Raw genomic sequence first — 18,562 nt, 5'->3', positions numbered from 1 at the left:
AATAATAAAATAAAAAACCTTTCTGCATAACGCGTAAAAAGGTACTAAATCATTATAAAATGGCACATAAAGCAATTGAAGTCACGGATGCAAATTTTGCTGAACTGATTAACTCTGACAAACCGGTATTAGTAGATTTTTGGGCTGAATGGTGTGGCCCTTGTAAAATGATTGGACCAGTAGTTGAAGAAATGGCTGGCGATTATGAAGGCAAAGCCATCATTGGTAAAATGGACGTTGATGCTAACTCAAATGTTCCGATGAACTTCGGTATTCGTTCAATCCCGACTTTGATGATTTTCAAAAATGGTCAGTTAGTTGATAAAATTGTTGGGGCTGTTCCGAAACACATACTTACTTCAAAATTAGAAGCTCAATTGAACTAAAATATATAAGATAAGAAAGCCTGATTCTTGCTAAGAGTCAGGCTTTCTTGTTTATGGACTTATCGATGTGTCAATTAGTCAAACTCAAGACTTTTGCGAAGTCAATCTCTGTGTTATCAATTTTTTCAGCCCTTAACAAGTCTCTGATAGGTTTTTCTAAAGAGTGATTATCGGCAATATTAGAAAAATATACGAATAAGAATTGTTTTCCAGGCACTACATTCACTACATTACTGAACCCGCATGTACTTCCGGTATGATATAATTCTATACCCTTATCGCCATAACCATTAAACCAACCCAAGCCATAATTAATATCTTTATTTCCTTCTATTAGATGGTTTATCTTCTTCAATTCATCTACTACATGAAATAGTCTGTTACTTGCTATAGCCTGATACCATTTACTGTAATCCTCTAATGAGCTATAAACACAGCCATCACCTTTGGTAGCACTTGTAATGCTCTGATCTGCAAATACAACCTTACCAGATTTATCACGGGCATAGCCCATTGCCCTGTTGAGCATTGGTCTGCCAGCTTCATAAATAGTGCTGTTATTCATACCTAAAGGCTCAAAAACATTAGCCTTGATGAAAGTAACAAAATTTTGCCCCGAAGCCTTTTCTATAATTTGTTCTAACAGACAAAAGCCCGAATTGCTATAGCGGAATTTACTACCTGCTTTGAAATAAGTTTTGGTCTGCACTTTCAGAAACTGCAATACATCGGCATCAGAAAGTTGTTCTTTCTGATTGTCGGGAATTAGTTCTTCATAATCTAAAATGCCTGAAGTATGTGTAAGTAAGTGTTTGATTTGTATTTGAGAACCAATTTCCTTGTTGAAATCAGGAAAGAATTTCAGTAGATTATCTTCATAACTGAGCTTCTTTTTGTTTTCAAGTAAAATAATACAAGCTGCTGTAAACTGTTTCGACACAGACGCCATTCTGAAATTGGTTTCCGGAGTAATAGGGGTTTGTGTATCAATGTTCGACAACCCAAAACCTTCTTTATAGAGCGTTTTTCCGTTTTTCATTACAAGCACAGCCATTCCTGCTTTATCTTTCTCTGCATGTGCTTGTAAAAGAGAATCTAATTTTTTCTGAAATAGCTGTGCAAAAGAGACATTTGCCATAAGCAAGAGTAAAATGATTTTTCTCACGAAGAAAATGGTATTAGGTATGTTGAGATTATTGAAAGTCTCTGATGAGAATTTCTGCTAATTGAGGAACCCCAATGGATGCCGTTTCTGTAATAAAAGTAATGTTCTTATAGTTGGAAGAAGCCTCCGGAATATGTGGGTCAACCATAAATTTAGGCTTTGTTTTATTTACGTAATTGAGAAGTCCGGCTGCAGGATATACTTGTAGTGATGTACCCACTACAACAAAAATATCTGCATTTATGGCTATATCAGTGGCTGGCTCAATCATCGGAACGGCTTCTCCAAACCATACAATATGCGGACGAAGCTGGTGTCCATCTTCAGCTAAATCTCCAATTGCAATGGCTTTTCCGCCAATATCAGCAATTAAATGGCTATTTTTAATGCTTCTGACTTTATTCAGCTCTCCGTGTAAATGTAATACACTGGTCGAACCGGCCTTTTCGTGAAGATTGTCAACGTTCTGGGTAATTATGTTTACCTCAAAATATTTTTCCAGTTCGACTAAAGCCAGATGCCCTGCATTGGGGGTGGCTTCGTACGCTTTGGCACGACGGTCATTATAAAACTGTAAAACCAAGGCTGGATTTTTTCTCCAGCCTTCCGGTGTTGCTACGTCTTCAATACTATGATTTTCCCATAAACCATCGCTATCTCTGAAGGTTTTTAAACCACTTTCGGCACTGATGCCTGCACCTGTTAAAACAACCAGCTTTTTCATGAGATAGGGAATAGGTTTATCGGGTAAAAATTATCCATTTGCCAGTTTCAAGCAATCTTCTAAAGTTAGAGAAGCGGGGTCTGTACCTTTAGGTATCTTCACATTTCTTTTACCTGCTTTAATATAAGGTCCATATTGCCCGTTCAGTACCTGTATAGTCTTGTTTTCAGGGAATTCTTTGATAATCTTATTGCTTTCAGCCGCTTTTTTGGCTTTAATAATTTCAATGGCTTTATCAATACTTATTTCGGCGGCATTGGTTCCTTTATCAATATTATAATATTTGTCGCCATGTTTCACATAAAAGCCGAATCTGCCTTTACCCACATTCACTGCCAATCCCTCAAAAATGCCTAAATCTTTAGGTTGAGACAAATCTCCGCTATTGCGTTTGGCTTCAATTACTTCAATGGCTCTTTCTTCTGATACCAGATAGGGGTCATCTGTTTTTTCCAAGTTATAAAACTTATCATCATGTCTGATATACGGCCCGAATTTCCCAGTAGCCACTACCAATGGTTTATCTTCATAAAAGCCTACTTCCCGAGGTAATTTGGGCATTTCAAATAATGCGAGGGCATCTTCTAAGGTAATGGTATCAACCAATTGATTTTTTAATAAACTGGCGAATACAGGTTTTTCTTCATCATTGATATCGCCCAACTGCACATAAGGCCCAAACTTGCCTATCTTAACCGAAATCTTTTTGCCTGTTTTGGGGTCTATACCAAGTTCTCTGGCACCTTTTGTTGCCTTCACCCCATCGGCCTGTTCTACTTTCTGATGAAAATCTTTGTAGAAATCGGCAATCATATTTTGCCATTCTACTTTGCCATCGGCTACTTTATCAAAATCTTTTTCAACATTAGCCGTAAAACTGTAATCAATTACATCATCAAAGTTTTCTACCAGAAAATCGTTTACTACAATTCCGATATTTGTAGGGAACAATTTAGCTTTTTCTGTACCGTAGGTTTCTGTCCCTGTTTTCTCAGTAATGGTATTATTTTTCAAAGAAAATTCTTTGAAGTTTCTTTCCTTACCCGGGCGGTCTTCTTTTACTACATAATTACGCTTAATAATAGTAGTAATGGTTGGTGCATAGGTAGAGGGACGTCCTATACCCATTTCCTCTAATTTTTTTACCAGACTTGCCTCTGTATATCTTGCTGATGGTTTAGAAAATCTTTCAGTGGCTTTCATTTCTGAAAGATTAAGGATTTGCCCAATTGATAAAGGTGGTAACATTCCTTTATTTTCTTCATCCTCATCATCACTTGACTCTAAATATACTTTTAGAAAACCATCAAATTTAATTACCTCACCTGTAGCAATCAGTTCTTCTGAAGTAGTAGATATACCTATTGTGGCAATGGTTCGCTCGAGTTCTGCATCTGCCATTTGCGAGGCAATAGACCGTTTCCAGATTAACTCATAGAGACGTTGCTCGCTTCTGTCTCCTTCTATGCGTTCTACGCCAAAATCTGTAGGCCTGATAGCTTCGTGAGCCTCCTGTGCCGACTCACTTTTGGTTTTATATTGCCTAACCTTTACATATTTTTCTCCGTAAGCATTTTCAATCTGAATTTTTGCCTTTTCAATCGCTTCTCCCGAAAGGTTTGTTGAGTCAGTTCTCATATAAGAGATTTTACCCGATTCATACAATTTCTGGGCTACGGTCATGGTTTGTAAAACCGAAAAGCCTAATTTTCTCGAAGCCTCTTGTTGTAAGGTTGAAGTAGTAAACGGCGCAGCGGGTGATTTTTTAGCCGGTTTTACCTCTAAATTTCTGATGGTAAAAATGGCATTGATACATTTTTCTAAAAATGTACGTGCCTGTTGTTCAGTCTCAAAGTTCTTAGGTAACTCTGCACTCAGTATTTTACCTTTTTCGACTAAAAACTGGGCAATTACTTTAAATGATGATTTGGCATTATGGGCATCAACTTCTCTTTCACGTTCAACTATCAACCTTACCGCTACCGATTGTACTCTCCCTGCCGATAAATTGGTTCTTTCTCCTGTTCTGATTTTTTGCCATAAAACAGGCGATAATTCAAAACCTACCAGTCGGTCAAGAATCCGGCGGGCTTGTTGCGCATTCACTAAATCCATATCAATCGTACGTGGATTCTGAATGGCAGTAGTAATTGCTTTTTTGGTAATTTCTCTGAAAACAATTCTTGGGGTTGAATCTTTTAAACCTAACGATTCTTTCAAGTGCCATGAGATGGCTTCTCCTTCACGGTCGTCGTCAGTGGCAAGCCATACTGTTTCAGATTCTTTGGCCAGTTTCTTCAACTCACTGATTACTTTTGTTTTATCTGAAGAAATAGCATATTTGGGAGTAAAATTTTTACTGATATCAATTCCTAATTCCTTTTCAGGTAAATCTCTTACATGGCCAAAACTTGATTTGACTGTAAAATCTTTTCCGAGATAACCTTCTATGGTTTTTGCTTTTGCGGGCGACTCAACTATTACTAGGTTCTTCGACATTCTTTGGCCTTTAATTTTAATTTTTGTGCGATATTAAGATATTAATGCAAAAGTGAGCACAAAAGTTTTAGAAAAATTATTAAAATAATATAAAACCGAAAATATTTGAACAAAAAAGTAGGGCATTGAGGTTATTTCTATGGAGACATATTATTAAAAACGGGATTTGAGGGTATTTGAATACCTATTTTTATTAATATTTAAAAAATTACTATTTGTAATTTGATGATGTTTCGTAATTTTGGCGCAATCCTTCATCTCCTCAATCCGGATTTGAGTTTTTAACATTTAAAAATTTCTTTACAAATGGCAGTTTTTGATTTAGATATGATTAAGAGCGTTTATGCTCGAATGCCTGAAAGGGTAGAAGCAGCCCGCAAAATAGTGGGAAAACCTCTGACCTTAGCGGAAAAAATTCTTTATTCTCACTTATGGGAAGGGGCTCCCGAAAAAGCATATAACAGAGGGGTTGATTATGTGGATTTTGCTCCTGACCGTGTAGCTATGCAAGATGCTACCGCTCAGATGGCATTATTACAGTTTATGACTACCGGACGCCCAAAAGTTGCTGTTCCGTCTACGGTTCATTGTGATCACCTGATTCAGGCTAAAGTGGGTGCGGTAGATGATTTAAAAGTTGCCAACGAAAAAAATAAAGAGGTTTATGATTTTCTTTCATCGGTTTCTAATAAATACGGTATTGGTTTCTGGAAAGCAGGTGCTGGTATCATTCATCAGGTAGTGATTGAAAACTATGCTTTTCCGGGCGGTATGATGATTGGTACTGACTCACATACACCAAACGCAGGTGGTTTGGGTATGGTAGCCATTGGCGTGGGTGGTGCTGATGCCTGCGACGTAATGTCGGGTCTGGCATGGGAGTTGAAAATGCCAAAACTAATTGGCGTAAAATTAACCGGAAAACTAAAAGGCTGGGCTTCTGCAAAAGACGTAATTCTTGAAGTAGCAGGCCGCCTGACTGTAAAAGGTGGAACAGGATATATTGTTGAATATATAGGTAAGGGTGCAGATGCTTTATCGGCAACTGGTAAAGGTACTATCTGTAACATGGGTGCTGAAATTGGTGCCACTACTTCATTGTTTGGTTATGACCGTAAAATGGCTGCTTACTTAAAAGCAACCGGCCGTGCAAAAGTAGCTTCTTTAGCCAATGGCATTAAAGACTTACTTCGTCCTGACCAGGAATGTATTGATAATCCTGAACTATATTATGACCAGGTAATTGAAATCAATCTTTCAAGATTAGAACCACGTATCAATGGTCCATTCACACCAGATTTGGCCTGGCCTCTTTCTAAATTCGCTAAAGCTGTTAAGAAAAACAAATGGCCTGAGAAATTAGATGTAGGTTTGATAGGTTCATGTACTAACTCTTCTTATGAAGATATGACACGTGCCGCCTCAATTGCTGCACAGGCTGCTGCCAAGCACATTGCTGCCAAAGCGGAGTTTACGATTACCCCAGGTTCTGAGCAGGTACGTTATACGGCTGAAAGAGATGGTATTTTAGACACGTTTAGCTCGATAGGTGGCGTAGTGTTAGCCAATGCCTGTGGACCGTGTATCGGGCAATGGGCAAGACATGGTGCAGAAAAAGGAGAGCGTAACTCAATCATTACTTCGTTTAACAGAAACTTTGCGAAACGTGCAGATGGTAACCCGAATACGCACGCATTCGTAGCCTCTCCCGAAATCGTAACGGCTTTTGCTATTGCAGGTAGCCTTACTTTCAACCCTGCGAAAGATACCTTGACTAACGAAAAAGGTGAACAGGTGAAATTAGACCCACCATTAGGTGTTGAATTACCTCCATTGGGTTTTGATGTAAAAGATGCCGGATACCAGAAACCTAAAAAAGATGGTAGCGGTGTGAAAGTAGCCGTTAGCCCGACATCTGACCGCTTACAATTACTCGAGCCATTTAAAGCATGGGAAGGTACTGACCTGACTGGATTAAAATTATTGATAAAAGCTAAAGGTAAATGTACTACTGACCATATCTCTATGGCAGGTCCTTGGTTAAAATACCGTGGTCATTTAGATAATATCTCTAATAACCTGTTGATTGGGGCCATTAACTTTGCTAACGGTACTGCCAATAAAGTGAAAAATCAGATAACAGGCGAATATGGTGAAGTTCCGGCTGTGCAACGTGCCTATAAAGCCGCAGGTGTGGGAACCATTGTAGTGGGAGACGAAAACTACGGTGAGGGTTCATCACGTGAGCACGCAGCTATGGAGCCACGTCACTTAGGTGTTCGTGCTATTGTTGTTCGTTCATTTGCTCGTATCCACGAAACAAACTTGAAAAAACAAGGGATGCTGGCATTGACTTTTGCTGACCCGGCAGATTATGACAAAATTCAGGAAAATGATACTTTCGATATCTTAGGTTTAACCACCTTTGCCGAGGGAGTGCCTTTGACTTTAGTAGCACATCATGCAGACGGGTCTAAAGACGAAATCAAATTGAACCACACGTATAATACAAGCCAGATTGGCTGGTTCAAAGCTGGTTCAGCCTTAAATCTGATTGCGGCAGAAGTTTAATACCTGAAATTATATATTACCTGAAAATATCCTGTGGAAACGCAGGATATTTTTTTTGCCTTCTTCGCTTATGTTTTTCGCTTCTATTACACTTATCGAGCATTTTTATATAAAGCTTTTTACTTAGAGGCTAATTCTGTAACATCAATATGCTATTTACAGCGGTTTCTTTATTGAGTTATTTTGTCAGATAATTAAACTTATTATTAGCATGAAATTTTACCTGACTTCAGTGCTTTGCACTTTGCTTTTGCTGAACAATCTATGTGCCCAAACTTTAAACGGAAAATGGGAATGCGAGAGTACAACCTTCTCTATAACGAAACAAAATGGCACTACCTTAACAGCGCTGAATAACCTTAAAGAGAAAGGTGTAAGTATAATCTGGGAATTTATGAGTAACAGCAAATTTATTGCCCGACAAGATAATTTGATTCAGGAAGGCACATGGGAATTAAAGGGTAGTCAATTGATTCTAAGAGGCAATTTTACTAAAGAAATTGCACAGGCAATGGGTCTGAAAGAACTGATTTACGAAGTTGAACAGAAAGGAAATAAAGTAGATTTTAGTGTTGATGCCACCAAAATGGGACCTTATAAAAAGAATATTCTGACCTACACTTTTAAGAAATTATGAAAAAATTACTACTATGTATATGTGTTATTTTATTAGCGATTAAAATAGCCATAGGACAATCAGGTGAAATAAGCAGCCAGAGTATTGCCTTTCCCAAATATACTACTTCTAATCGACCCTCGGCCAATACTGTAGGAACAGGTAGTGTTTTATTTAATACTACCGAAAACATACATGAATATTCGAACGGAACTTCGTGGCTTAACTTAGTAGGAACAAATTCGCTTCCTTCGGGTACAAATCATCAGACTTTGCGTAACAGTGGCACTAACTGGGTAGCTGATGATAATTTTAAAAATAATGGTACTAATGTATGGATTGGGAACGTAACACCGATAGCTTCTGATTTCTTGACAGTTACTGCACCAGCCGGATTAAATAACACTGCCATCAAAGGAGTTGCACCGAGTGGCTATGGTGTTTTAGGTTCATCGACTTCGGGGTATGGTATGGTTGGTATTTCAGATTCTTTTGTGGGTGTAAAAGGTAGATCAGTATCAGGAAATGGAATTGAAGGTGAGTCACAGACTGGTTATGGTGTATATGGTACTTCTTATAGATATCCGGCAGTTGCCGGCTTTTCAACTATTGGGCAAGGTGTTTACGGGCATTCTACAGATAGCTATGGAGTTGTGGCAGTTTCTGCTGGAAATGTAGCCTTATTGGCTTCATCAGTTAATGGTTATAGTGCTTATTTTGATGGGAAGTTAAAAGTTTTTAAAGGGGCAAATACCGCCGATGCGGGAATTGACTTTTCAAGTAACTCTCTCTCAGATGGTTATATCGGTATGAGGGGGAATAGTGAAATGGGAATTTTTGGTTATGGTTTGAATGATTGGATTCAAAGATGGAATGTCTATTCTGGAAGCATTTGTTATGCAACTACTCCGACTATTTGTTCTGATATCCGGTTAAAGAAAGATTTTCGGCCAGTTCAGAACTCGTCTCTAAGACTTTCTCAGTTGAAAGGTTTTAATTATTTGTGGAAGAATGAGAAAATGACAGACTTGCAAACTGGTTTTATTGCGCAGGAAATTCAAAAGATTTTCCCTGAATTGGTAACCACTGATGCCAAAGGTTTTTTATCAGTCAATTACGTAGGATTAATCCCTCATCTGGTGGAAGCGAATAAAATTCTGCAAAAACAAAATGAAGATTTATTATCCAGAGTTGAAAGACTTGAGAAAGTAATATTAGCTCAGGAAACCACTCTTAATACCCCTAAAACTAAAAAATAATGAAAAACATATGGTTTATTTTTGGCTTTTGTTTACTTTCAGCTCAAATATTTGCACAAATACCTCAACCTAAATCAGTTACTATCGATCCGAATGGAACTCATATTCAGGATGTACAAGGGAATTTAAAAGTACAGGGTATTACAGAAAGCCATACTGTTAGGGCCAGTGGTCTGGCAACCGGAAACCCTTTCATTGCAAGACCAATCTATGCTAATGGAGAGGGTTATTTAGTAACGGGATACAAAGTTGGATATTTTAGTATTCCACCTGTTGCATTCAGATTAGATTGGGATGTACAATCAGAAGGACAAGCTTCGGGCTTAGGAATTGATATAGTAAGTTATGATGCAGATAGAATAACTTCAATTTCTACAAGTAGTAATAAAACGCTTTTAGCTCCTCTTTATTTTCCGCATAGAAGCAAACTGGCCTCTATAAAAATTACTTTTTATTCATACCCTATTGAGCCTAACTCTCTAATTGGAGATATTGTGCAGGCACCACTAAATGAGGGGAGTGGTCTAAGTACCATTTTTAGTTTTACCACACCAACTTCTTCAAACTCATCATTGATTGTAGCTGAATTCCCGATTAACTTATTAGAAATAGATAATCAGAATTACGTCTATTCTTTAAAATTGAGAAATTCGGCTAATACCTGGACTTTTCTTAGTATCAGAGGCGTGAGTATTGAGTATAGAGACTTTTAACAAAACGGACTTCTCCAAAAGAAGAAGTCCAGAAAGTATAGATGATTGCTAAGATTATACTTATGGTTTAGGAAAATTCTTAGAAGCATCATCTAAAACCAATACCCAGTCTTGCCCATAGCCTGAACGTGGAGGAGTAAATTTTTGAGTACCTTTATTCTCAACTTTATTAATCTCCTGCACTTTACCATTTTTGGGGTCAAACCAGTAAGCATTGAGTTGAGTGCCTGATATTCTACCTAAATTAACTGTAAATGGTTTTCCGGCGGCAGAATAAATAAAGGCATAATCTTTTCCTCTGGTTGCCTGAATGCGTTCGCTTGCGGCTAAGTCATTTTCAACGATTAATGACTGGTCTGGTACTCTGTCCAAAAAAGGACGTGATTCTATTAATCGTCTGGCATGTTGCATTTGTCTGGCACCGGGCAATTCCATTGCTTCCTGCCAGTAAATATGCGGACCATTCACCGCTTCACGATTTGCTGAATACATTTGCCAGATGTCATGGCAACCATAGGTATGCCCGAATGCGCCAGCAAAAAGGTCGAGATAGGCATATTTACGCACATCGTAAGCGTTTGACGTACCTAAATCATTGACATTAAAACAAACTGGGTGATCTTCATAAATAGGTTCGCCATCAATTACCGGTTTTATCACAGTGCGGTCATAAGAACGTTTGATATTATCATAAATAGGGGTATCTCTGCAATGCCCATTCTGAAACATATTAAAGTCAAACCACTCATCGTCATGAAACCATTGGCTTGAACCTTCTTTATTTGGTTGCGGATGGTAAGTTATAAGGGCATTATCATTGCCACCCACACCCTCTACAATACCTGCAGCCATAGCTCTCCAGACTTCTACATCATTTGAGTTGTCTCGTGGTTGCCTGTCTCCACCCAGTATCCAGATTATATTTTTTTTGTTTTTGTAACGGATTGATAGCCACTTACCATAAATCCGGGCATTATCGACAGTAAAAACCTCAGGACCTTTACCCCAGCTTGATTTATTCAGTTTATCTCCCCAGGTTGGTAAAAAACCTATGGTTAAACCATATTCAGCCGCTTTATCAATTATAAAATCGACGTGTTTAAAATAAGCTTCATTGGGCTTTGTAGGGTCATTGTTAATCAAAGGTTTTTCTCCATAAGGGTTCGGCTCATTCAAGCCGTCAAACTCAGCCAATGCAACTGCCTGAATAACTGTATAGGCTTGTGAAGCACGTTTTTTAAGATAGAAATCTGCTTCTTCCCGGTTGAGGCGATGGAATAATTCCCATGCGGTATCTCCTAACCAGAAAAAAGGTTTGCCATCTTTTAATAAGAAACGTTTGTTTTCACTTACAGAAAAGGTTTGTGCAGAAACACTAAAACCAAAGAGGAGGAGTAAGAAAATGAAGTAGGTCTGATTTGATTTCATGTGTAATAGGAATTCTTGGTTGAATAGACTTCCAAACTAATCAATAAAATCGAAAAAATATACTGGATATAAAGAATTATTGAAAAAATGCCGATAAGTCGCTTTTACGATTATCGGCATCTATACTCAATTGTAAGGTTGCAGAGCATCAGTCTTCAAAGAATCCGCAACTACCGCCAACCCAATCAAAATTCTTATTAAAGTTTACCCCAATCATTTCTCCTCTGCTCAATCGGGCCAGATTTGTAACAAGTGTAGGGCGTGGTGCTGAATCTTCCCAGGCAAATAACATTCTGATTTCTGTTTTTATCAGATTGCCATCTGGGTCTTTAATAATGGGTTCATATTTCACTTTACGCTGAATCAGAAAGTTTTCCTTGTCTTCAATAGCATCTAAATCTTCTTTGGTGAAATTGAGTTTTACACCGCTTCCGGCAAACGAAAACAAGGGTTTTAATACGTAGTTTTCTAAATCAGCAGGATATTCTTTTAATTCTGATAAGTAATAGCTTTTAGGTACAAATGGACTGTTGAGTAGGGGTAAAGTAAACTTGCTGATTCTGAAAAACCAGTTTGGATGTGTTACCCATTTTACATCAACATCATCAGTTAGTTTAAAGTCTGTTTCTAAATCAGGGAAATTCTGCAATAAATCATCAAAAATCAGGCGGTTGTAGATGCGTTTGATTTTAATTTTTCTACCGTCTTTTTCATAATAGAGTTTACGACCGTCTTTCTTTATTTTAGTGTAGCAAACCGATTCAATACCCCACAACTGTTTGGTGATTTCAAAATCAAGCCTTGTTTTCTGTTTTTCGGGATAAATTTCAAGCAGAATAACATTCTCAGCCTTTTCGCCTCCCAGAAAAACTTTTTTCATAAACTCTACATAAGTAGCCATATTCAGTCTGTTGAAGTACTGATTGAAATTCTTAGGATTGTAGAAGAATTTCTTATACTTCTGACCTATATACCACTGATACCCATATAATGACGGAAATCCCTGTAATTCAATTAATTGTGGAGTCAGGTCTCCATTTTCATCCCGACAAACTGCAAAATCAATGGCTAAAAAATTCGGATGATTGTCTTCATTGGGTACATGCTGATTGGCCGGAATTGCCCTGATCGTCCAGGCTTTGAAGTCGTCTTTAAGTAAAGAATCAATAATATCATTGCAAGCCTGTAGAAGCCTAATTTTGAGTGATTGCGGTACAAATACTGGCGTTTCAGCCACCCGAAAGTCTAATTGTGAAGGAAAATCTTTTTCAATCTCGGCTAATAACGCCTGATACTTTTCATTGGAAAAACTTTCATTGTATTGCTGACGAATTTCAGGTATCATAAATAGGAGAAGTATTAATGGATTGAAATTAAAGATTGTGGTTACAAAACACAAATAATTTTTGAAGTAAGGCAAAACTGGTTATAGGAAGCTATAACCAGTTTATCAATATCAATTATGCCAATTCCAAAATATTTTCGGTGGCAGTACGGAGAAATGTCGGGATAACAACCGATTCGGTAAGCATAATCTTGTCAGGGTCGTCTAAACGCTCAATCATTTCTTCGTATTTTTCGACACCATATTCCTTAATAACTGCCAGCATTTTTTCTTCCTGCTTAAAATAACGCATCATTCCTTCTGAGTCTGCTTCAGGGTGAAACTGGGTACCGAAAACTTCATCAGAAAATCTGATAGCCATAACTGCCCTTTCCAAAGGAACATAAGGCCGGACTTTTTCTAAACACAGTATTTTTGCCCCAAATTCGTTGATTTTCTCCCAGTTGGGTTGTATCAACTGATAATCTCTTGAGTCGACAGCGAAGAAAAGCTCAGGCAATTTCTCGAATAAGGGCTCATTTTGGCCATCTTCTGTGCGGTGCATAGGCATCACACCAAATGAAGTTGATTTTCTTTTGCATACCTGACCAAATCCTAAATGATGGCTCACAATCTGAAAAGAATGACAAATCAGAAAAACATATTTCTTTACTTCATTGTGCTTGTTATAGGCAAAAATAGAGTCTATAAAGTCATAATATTTCTGTTCCCAGGCATGGCCTTCCGGTAATGGACTGCCCGGGCCACCTGTAGAAATAAAAATCTGATACTTGTTTATGTCCGGGATTTCATTTTTTTGACGCACATCAAAAATATCATAGCCACCATTAATCCCTTCCTGCGATAAAAACTGGTCGCATAACATCTTAATACAACGCATACCCTCATTGGTTTTTCCGTCGTAAAGGTCTAAAATTGCAATATTCATAAAACACAACAGGCTTGCTGTATAGGCAGCAAGGCTTATATTAGTAAAATTTAATACAAAATTAACAAAAATAAAATCCTGTAAGTAAATACCTTACAGGATTTTATTGCTATTAAAAGCATATAACAAAATTAAGCGACTGTTTCGTTCACTTACTAAAGACCGATTTTAGTTTCTGAAACAATGTAATCAACCACCGATTTCAGGCTGTTTGTTTCTTCAAATACTTTTAATTGTCGGTCTGCTCCACTGCCCATTTTTAGTATTTCATGAATATACTCTACCTCTTTACGACTTCCTAACTCATCTAATACATCATCCACAAATTCCATAAGTTCTTCGGCCAGATGAGAATAGGGAACTTCTGTTTCTTTACCAAAATCAATCAGATTTCCTTGAATCCCATATCTGGCAGCACGCCATTTATTTTCGCTGATGAGCATTCTATGATAAGTACGAAAACTCAAATTCTGTTTATGTAACTTATGAATTTTGGCTATAATTGCCTGCATCAGTGCTGCTAAACAGATAGTTTCATCGACCCGCATCGGAATATCACATATTCTGAATTCGACCGTAGGATAGAAAGGATGCAAACGGATATCCCACCAGATTTTCTTTCCATTATCAATACAATTAGTTTTTATCAACAGATTAACGTAATTATCGTACTCTGCAACGCTCGAAAAATAATCAGGAATACCTGTTCTTGGAAATTTATCAAATACTTTCGACCGATAAGATTTGAAACCTGTATTACGGCCACACCAGAATGGAGAGTTGGTAGAGAGCGCATAAATATGCGGCAGGAAATACCTTGCAGTATTCAGAATCTGAATACCTTCTTCCCGGTTTGGGATACCAACGTGAACGTGCAAACCGAAAATCAGGTTTGAGCGAGCCACATCGCGCATATCGTCTATTAGCTTCTCGTATCTTTCATTAGGCGTAATTAATTGTTTCTGCCAGTCTGAAAACGGGTGCGTTCCTGCTGCTGCAATCTGAAGATTCTGTTTAGCAGCTAAGTCAAACAACATCCGTCGCAGATAAGTTACTTCCTCTCTGGCTTGCTGAATATTCTCGCAAACGCTTGAAATCATTTCCACCACCGCCTGGTGCATTTCCTGTTTGATTCTTTCCTGCAAAATTACCTGGCCTCCCTCAACTAATTTAGACATGTGTGAACGAAGCTCACGAGTTTTTGGGTCAATAGTCTGAAATTCTTCCTCAATACCTAATGTGAATTGTGACATAATTTTCTTAGTTCAGGGGTTAACAGTGGAACAGTTTAGTCTGGTTGGCAATAATCAGGCATATTGCCAACCTATTCATTCGTTTATTTCTTCTTTGCTGGTTTTGCAGAAGCTTCATCCTTTTTAGCAGCCGGAGCTTTCTTGGCCGGAGCTGCCTTTGGTGTTGCTTCTGCTTTTTTAGCAGGCGCAGGTTTTTTCTCTGCTACAGGATTTTGTGCTGATGGTATCAATAAATCAGCCCCATTTCCTAAGGCCGAAGACCCTATAAATGTACCCCAGGTACAGTTATTTTTGCCATCTTTTTGCTCAATCGCTCTTTCAATAGCCATTTTAGCAGCATTTTCCACAATCCATTCAAAATTCTTCTGTCCTACCGAATTTACATCAGCATCCGGCGCAGGATTACAGAAGTCAATGGCATAAGGGATTCCGTCACGGATGGCAAATTCAACCGTATTAAAATCGTAACCTAATGCTTTGTTTAATCTTAATACATAGTCTGTAATAGTTGCCATCAATTTTTTATGCTCTTCACCTTGTGTTTTAGGTTGTGTAGCATAACGTAAATGATGCGGATTGCGTGGTTCGTACGGCATAATATGTACATATTTACCATTCAAGCAGTAGCAACGATAGTAATCAGTAAACTGAATTTCTTCTTGCAATAACATCACTAACTGGCCTGTTTCTTCGTGTTTTTGCCAAAGGTCATTTGGGTCATATACTTTATACACACTTTTCCAGCCACCACCTGCATGAGGTTTCATATAGGCCGGGAAACCGATTTGGCCGAACATATATTCCCAATCCATCGGAAATTTAAGGTTTCTGAATGATTTTTCAGTGGTATCTGTTGGTCTTTCTTTTGATGGTAAAAGAACCGTTTTAGGTACCGGAACACCTAACTTTATAGCCAGACAGTTGTTGAAAAACTTTTCGTCAGCACTCCACCAGAAAGGGTTGTTGATTACTGCTGTACCGCAAAGGGCTGCATTTTTTAAATATGCTCTGTAAAATGGCACATCTTGTGATATTCTATCTATAATTACGGCATAATCTGTTGCTACCCCTTGTTCTACTTTAGCAATTGATACAGGCTCGGCGATGATTCCTGCAGGAGCAGTTCTGTTTACTTCTTCAATAAATGCCCACGGAAAAGTGTCTTCCATGCCAAAAAGAATTCCTATTTTTTTCATAAACAAGTCTTGATTTAGATTTTGCTTTATTATTTTATTAAATGTAATGGATATAAATTCATTTTACTGTATAACCGGATTTAATCAATTATGGCCTTATAACTGTCCGGCCACCATTTTGCCTACATATTCAGGGAACATCATGCGCCAGAGTGGCCAGTCGTGCGATGCCCATTTCTTTTCATCATACCAGTGGTCAATGCCTCTGGCGGCGAGTATTCTTGACATATTAATGTTGTCATCTTTGCATATATCCCAATCAGAGGTGCCCAATACAATTTTCATGTGATTGTATTTCCAACCATCCTGATTCTGCATATAATCAATCGGATTATTGAAATACACATTATCATCAAAGTATCCTTTCATGAAACTCTTAATGTCAAATGCTCCACTCAGGCTGAAACAATAATCCACTACATCGGGGTATTTCAGGGCAAAGTTGGTACAATGGTATCCTCCGAAACTGCATCCGGCAACGGCAATACGGTGAACGCTACATTCTCTCTGAATTGATGGAACCAGTTCTTCCCGAATGAAACGGGTATAGAGGTTATAATTGAAAATTTTGACATTTGGAGATAATCCTTGTCCATAGAAACTCTGGAAATCGATACTATCAACGTTATAAAGTTTTACTTTACCGTCATTTACGAGATTAGCAACAGAATTATTGAGTCCGAAGTCACGGTTTTGAAGGTAATTGCCCATAGAGGTCGGAAACATAAGAATCGGATAGCCCCAATGGCCACTAATTAAAATGTCAATATCTCTGCCCAAAAAATGAGAAAAGAATTTAATATGTTTTTCGTCCATACAGCTTAGAGTGCTTAAAAGGTCTTTGCTTTAAGAGCAGTTTATTTGATTGATGAAATATTTTTATGCAAAAATCGCAGATAATCTGTATATGAAAAAATATTTTGCCAAATAAAATTTTGATTATTAAATGTTTTTATCTTTTTGTCAAATATAAAATTTTGTATAAATTGTGTAATAAAAAATAAAATATTGTTTTGATTAGTTTTGGTGTTTTCGTATGATGAATTTGTATTTTTGTCAGAATAAAACATTTAACTGAAATATTAGTCGATTTTAATCAATGAAACAAATGATTTGGAAAAATTTTGTTCGGGCAATACGGCTAATTACTTTTTTATCAGTCTTTTTATCCATTAAAACCTACTCACAAGTGCATCAGATTTCCGTTCAGAAAAACCTTAAAATTCAGTCAGAATACCTAAACAGAGAAGTTATATACGATGTAATTTTACCACCCAATTATCAGAACAATGTTCAACCCGGCAAAGTATTATTAATGAATGACGGACAGGACTTATCAGCCCTGAATATGGAAAAGGTAATACTGAATCTTTATCAGAACTCAGAAATAGAACCTTTTGTTTTGGTGGCTATTCATACCAACGAAAAGCGGCTAAGAGAATATGGAACAGCTTCTGTGGCAGACTATAAAAACAGAGGTGATTTAGCCCAGCACTATACTAACTTTATCGTAAAAGAGTTTTTACCTTATATCAGAGGGTATTATTCAGTATCAGCAGACAAAAAAGATAATTTCTTCTGCGGGTTTTCTTTAGGTGGTCTTTCTGCTATGGATATTGTCTGGAATAATTCTGAAGTTTTTTCTAAGGTCGGGGTATTCAGTGGGTCATTCTGGTGGCGCAAGAAAGCTTATGAAGAAGGGTATGATGAAGATAAAGACAGAATTATGCACACGATCGTAAAAAATGGTAGTTATCATCATGGGCAGGAATTCTGGTTTGAATGTGGTACAAATGACGAAAAAGACGACAGAAATAATAATGGCATTATAGACTCAATTGAAGATACCCTTGACTTAATTACCGAATTAGAAAACCTTGGCTACAAAAAAAACGTTGATATAGTGTATTACGAAGTAAAAGATGGAGAACATAATCCGAAAACATGGAGTGAAGCTATGCCTGTTTTTTTGAAATGGTTGTTCGGGAAATAATACCTCTTTACTTACGTTAATTCACTTTTAATGTGAATCAAGGGTTGAAATTATCAGAAACAAACAAGGAGTATTTTGTTAAATTGCAAAATGCGACCTTTACAATTAATACAAACTTACAGCCTTGTTTGTGAGTGCTATGATACGCACATGAGTTTACATTTCCAAAGACAGAGCAATAATAATTGTCCTGAATTTACAGACCAAGAGGCAATAACGATTTACCTATGTGGTATTTTCGAAGGCCATTATAGCCATCGCTCAACTTATAATTATATGGTCAATCATTGGTCATCATGGTTTCCAAAATTGCCGTCATATCAAGCTTATAATGCACGAATTAATGCAATATACTGGCATTTTGAGGTAATTATTTCCCATTTGATGAATCAAATGAATTTTAATGATTGCTATGATAATGTATCTTTGGTGGATTCATTGCCTATCATGCTTTCCAAACACCCTTATACAGCTAAAGTAGCATCT

15 protein-coding genes and 1 pseudogene are annotated in these 18,562 nt (G+C 37.5%); 7 read left to right on the top strand and 9 right to left on the bottom strand.

The genetic code is table 11. From position 1 onward, the window contains the following. Nucleotides 1–59: 59 nt before the first annotated feature. Complete coding sequence (trxA, locus tag EWM59_RS14905; protein WP_130021926.1) at nt 60–386, top strand: thioredoxin; 327 nt, start codon at nt 60–62, stop codon at nt 384–386. Between the two features lie 70 nt (nt 387–456). Here the strand turns inward: trxA and EWM59_RS14900 are convergent, their stop codons facing one another. Genes EWM59_RS14900 through topA form a run of 3 tightly spaced genes read right to left on the bottom strand, consistent with a single transcriptional unit; the run spans nt 457 to nt 4,774 of the window. Continuing rightward, nucleotides 457–1,551 (bottom strand): serine hydrolase domain-containing protein, encoded by a 1,095-nt coding sequence (locus EWM59_RS14900; RefSeq protein ID WP_130021924.1) that lies wholly within the window; start codon nt 1,549–1,551, stop codon nt 457–459. Between the two features lie 28 nt (nt 1,552–1,579). Next, nucleotides 1,580–2,275: an SIR2 family NAD-dependent protein deacylase gene (locus EWM59_RS14895; RefSeq protein ID WP_130021922.1), complete on the bottom strand. Its 696-nt coding sequence runs from the start codon at nt 2,273–2,275 to the stop codon at nt 1,580–1,582. A 30-nt stretch (nt 2,276–2,305) separates the two neighbouring features. Beyond that, nucleotides 2,306–4,774, bottom strand: coding sequence for a type I DNA topoisomerase (topA, locus tag EWM59_RS14890; RefSeq protein ID WP_130021920.1), 2,469 nt, complete (start codon nt 4,772–4,774; stop codon nt 2,306–2,308). Nucleotides 4,775–5,080: 306 nt separating this feature from the next. On the opposite strand from topA, the gene EWM59_RS14885 reads away from it, so the two are divergent. The 4 genes from EWM59_RS14885 (at nt 5,081) to EWM59_RS14870 (ending at nt 9,933) form a co-directional block, all read left to right on the top strand. Then, entirely contained in the window at nt 5,081–7,345 is a 2,265-nt protein-coding gene (locus tag EWM59_RS14885; protein ID WP_130021918.1) for an aconitate hydratase, read from the top strand. A 211-nt stretch (nt 7,346–7,556) separates the two neighbouring features. Continuing rightward, a complete protein-coding gene (locus EWM59_RS14880; protein ID WP_130021916.1) occupies nt 7,557–7,982 on the top strand; it encodes a hypothetical protein in 426 nt (141 codons plus the stop codon). Beyond that, the gene (locus EWM59_RS14875) at nt 7,979–9,220 is read left to right on the top strand and encodes a tail fiber domain-containing protein (protein WP_130021914.1); all 1,242 of its coding nucleotides are present in this window, start codon (nt 7,979–7,981) and stop codon (nt 9,218–9,220) included. The genes EWM59_RS14880 and EWM59_RS14875 overlap by 4 nt, the downstream gene beginning before the upstream one ends. After that, nucleotides 9,220–9,933, top strand: a complete 714-nt coding sequence (locus EWM59_RS14870) for a hypothetical protein (protein WP_130021912.1) — start codon at nt 9,220–9,222, stop codon at nt 9,931–9,933. The genes EWM59_RS14875 and EWM59_RS14870 overlap by 1 nt, the downstream gene beginning before the upstream one ends. Nucleotides 9,934–9,993: 60 nt before the next feature. Here EWM59_RS14870 and EWM59_RS14865 read toward each other — a convergent pair whose 3' ends face one another. The 6 genes from EWM59_RS14865 to EWM59_RS14840 form a co-directional block, all read right to left on the bottom strand. Beyond that, on the bottom strand, nt 9,994–11,361 hold the full coding sequence (locus EWM59_RS14865) for a glycoside hydrolase family 140 protein (RefSeq protein WP_130021910.1): 1,368 nt from the start codon (nt 11,359–11,361) through the stop codon (nt 9,994–9,996). A 148-nt stretch (nt 11,362–11,509) separates the two neighbouring features. Next, complete coding sequence (locus EWM59_RS14860; protein WP_130021908.1) at nt 11,510–12,706, bottom strand: hypothetical protein; 1,197 nt, start codon at nt 12,704–12,706, stop codon at nt 11,510–11,512. Between the two features lie 115 nt (nt 12,707–12,821). Further along, a complete protein-coding gene (locus EWM59_RS14855; protein WP_130021906.1) occupies nt 12,822–13,634 on the bottom strand; it encodes a type 1 glutamine amidotransferase in 813 nt (270 codons plus the stop codon). A gap of 155 nt (nt 13,635–13,789) precedes the next feature. Continuing rightward, a complete protein-coding gene (locus tag EWM59_RS14850) occupies nt 13,790–14,887 on the bottom strand; it encodes a carboxylate-amine ligase (RefSeq protein WP_130021904.1) in 1,098 nt (365 codons plus the stop codon). An 83-nt stretch (nt 14,888–14,970) separates the two neighbouring features. Further along, nucleotides 14,971–16,083, bottom strand: coding sequence for an ATP-grasp domain-containing protein (locus EWM59_RS14845; RefSeq protein ID WP_130021902.1), 1,113 nt, complete (start codon nt 16,081–16,083; stop codon nt 14,971–14,973). Nucleotides 16,084–16,179: 96 nt separating this feature from the next. Further along, nucleotides 16,180–16,899 carry an alpha/beta fold hydrolase gene (locus EWM59_RS14840; RefSeq protein ID WP_130021900.1) on the bottom strand — a complete coding sequence of 240 codons (720 nt, stop codon included), beginning with the start codon at nt 16,897–16,899 and terminating at the stop codon, nt 16,180–16,182. Between the two features lie 373 nt (nt 16,900–17,272). Between EWM59_RS14840 and EWM59_RS14835 the strand changes: the two genes are divergently transcribed. Together EWM59_RS14835 and EWM59_RS14830 are read left to right on the top strand one after the other, a co-directional pair. Continuing rightward, nucleotides 17,273–18,076 (top strand): alpha/beta hydrolase, encoded by an 804-nt coding sequence (locus EWM59_RS14835; RefSeq protein WP_130022041.1) that lies wholly within the window; start codon nt 17,273–17,275, stop codon nt 18,074–18,076. Between the two features lie 150 nt (nt 18,077–18,226). Beyond that, nucleotides 18,227–18,562: pseudogene (locus tag EWM59_RS14830) on the top strand (hypothetical protein); the annotation flags it as partial.

The sequence above is a fragment of the Emticicia agri genome, from assembly GCF_004168285.1.
GTDB classification, from domain to species: Bacteria; Bacteroidota; Bacteroidia; order Cytophagales; family Spirosomataceae; genus Emticicia; species Emticicia agri.
The sequence above is the reverse complement of the archived record's forward strand: the minus strand, read 5'-3'. Positions and strand labels throughout refer to the sequence as shown.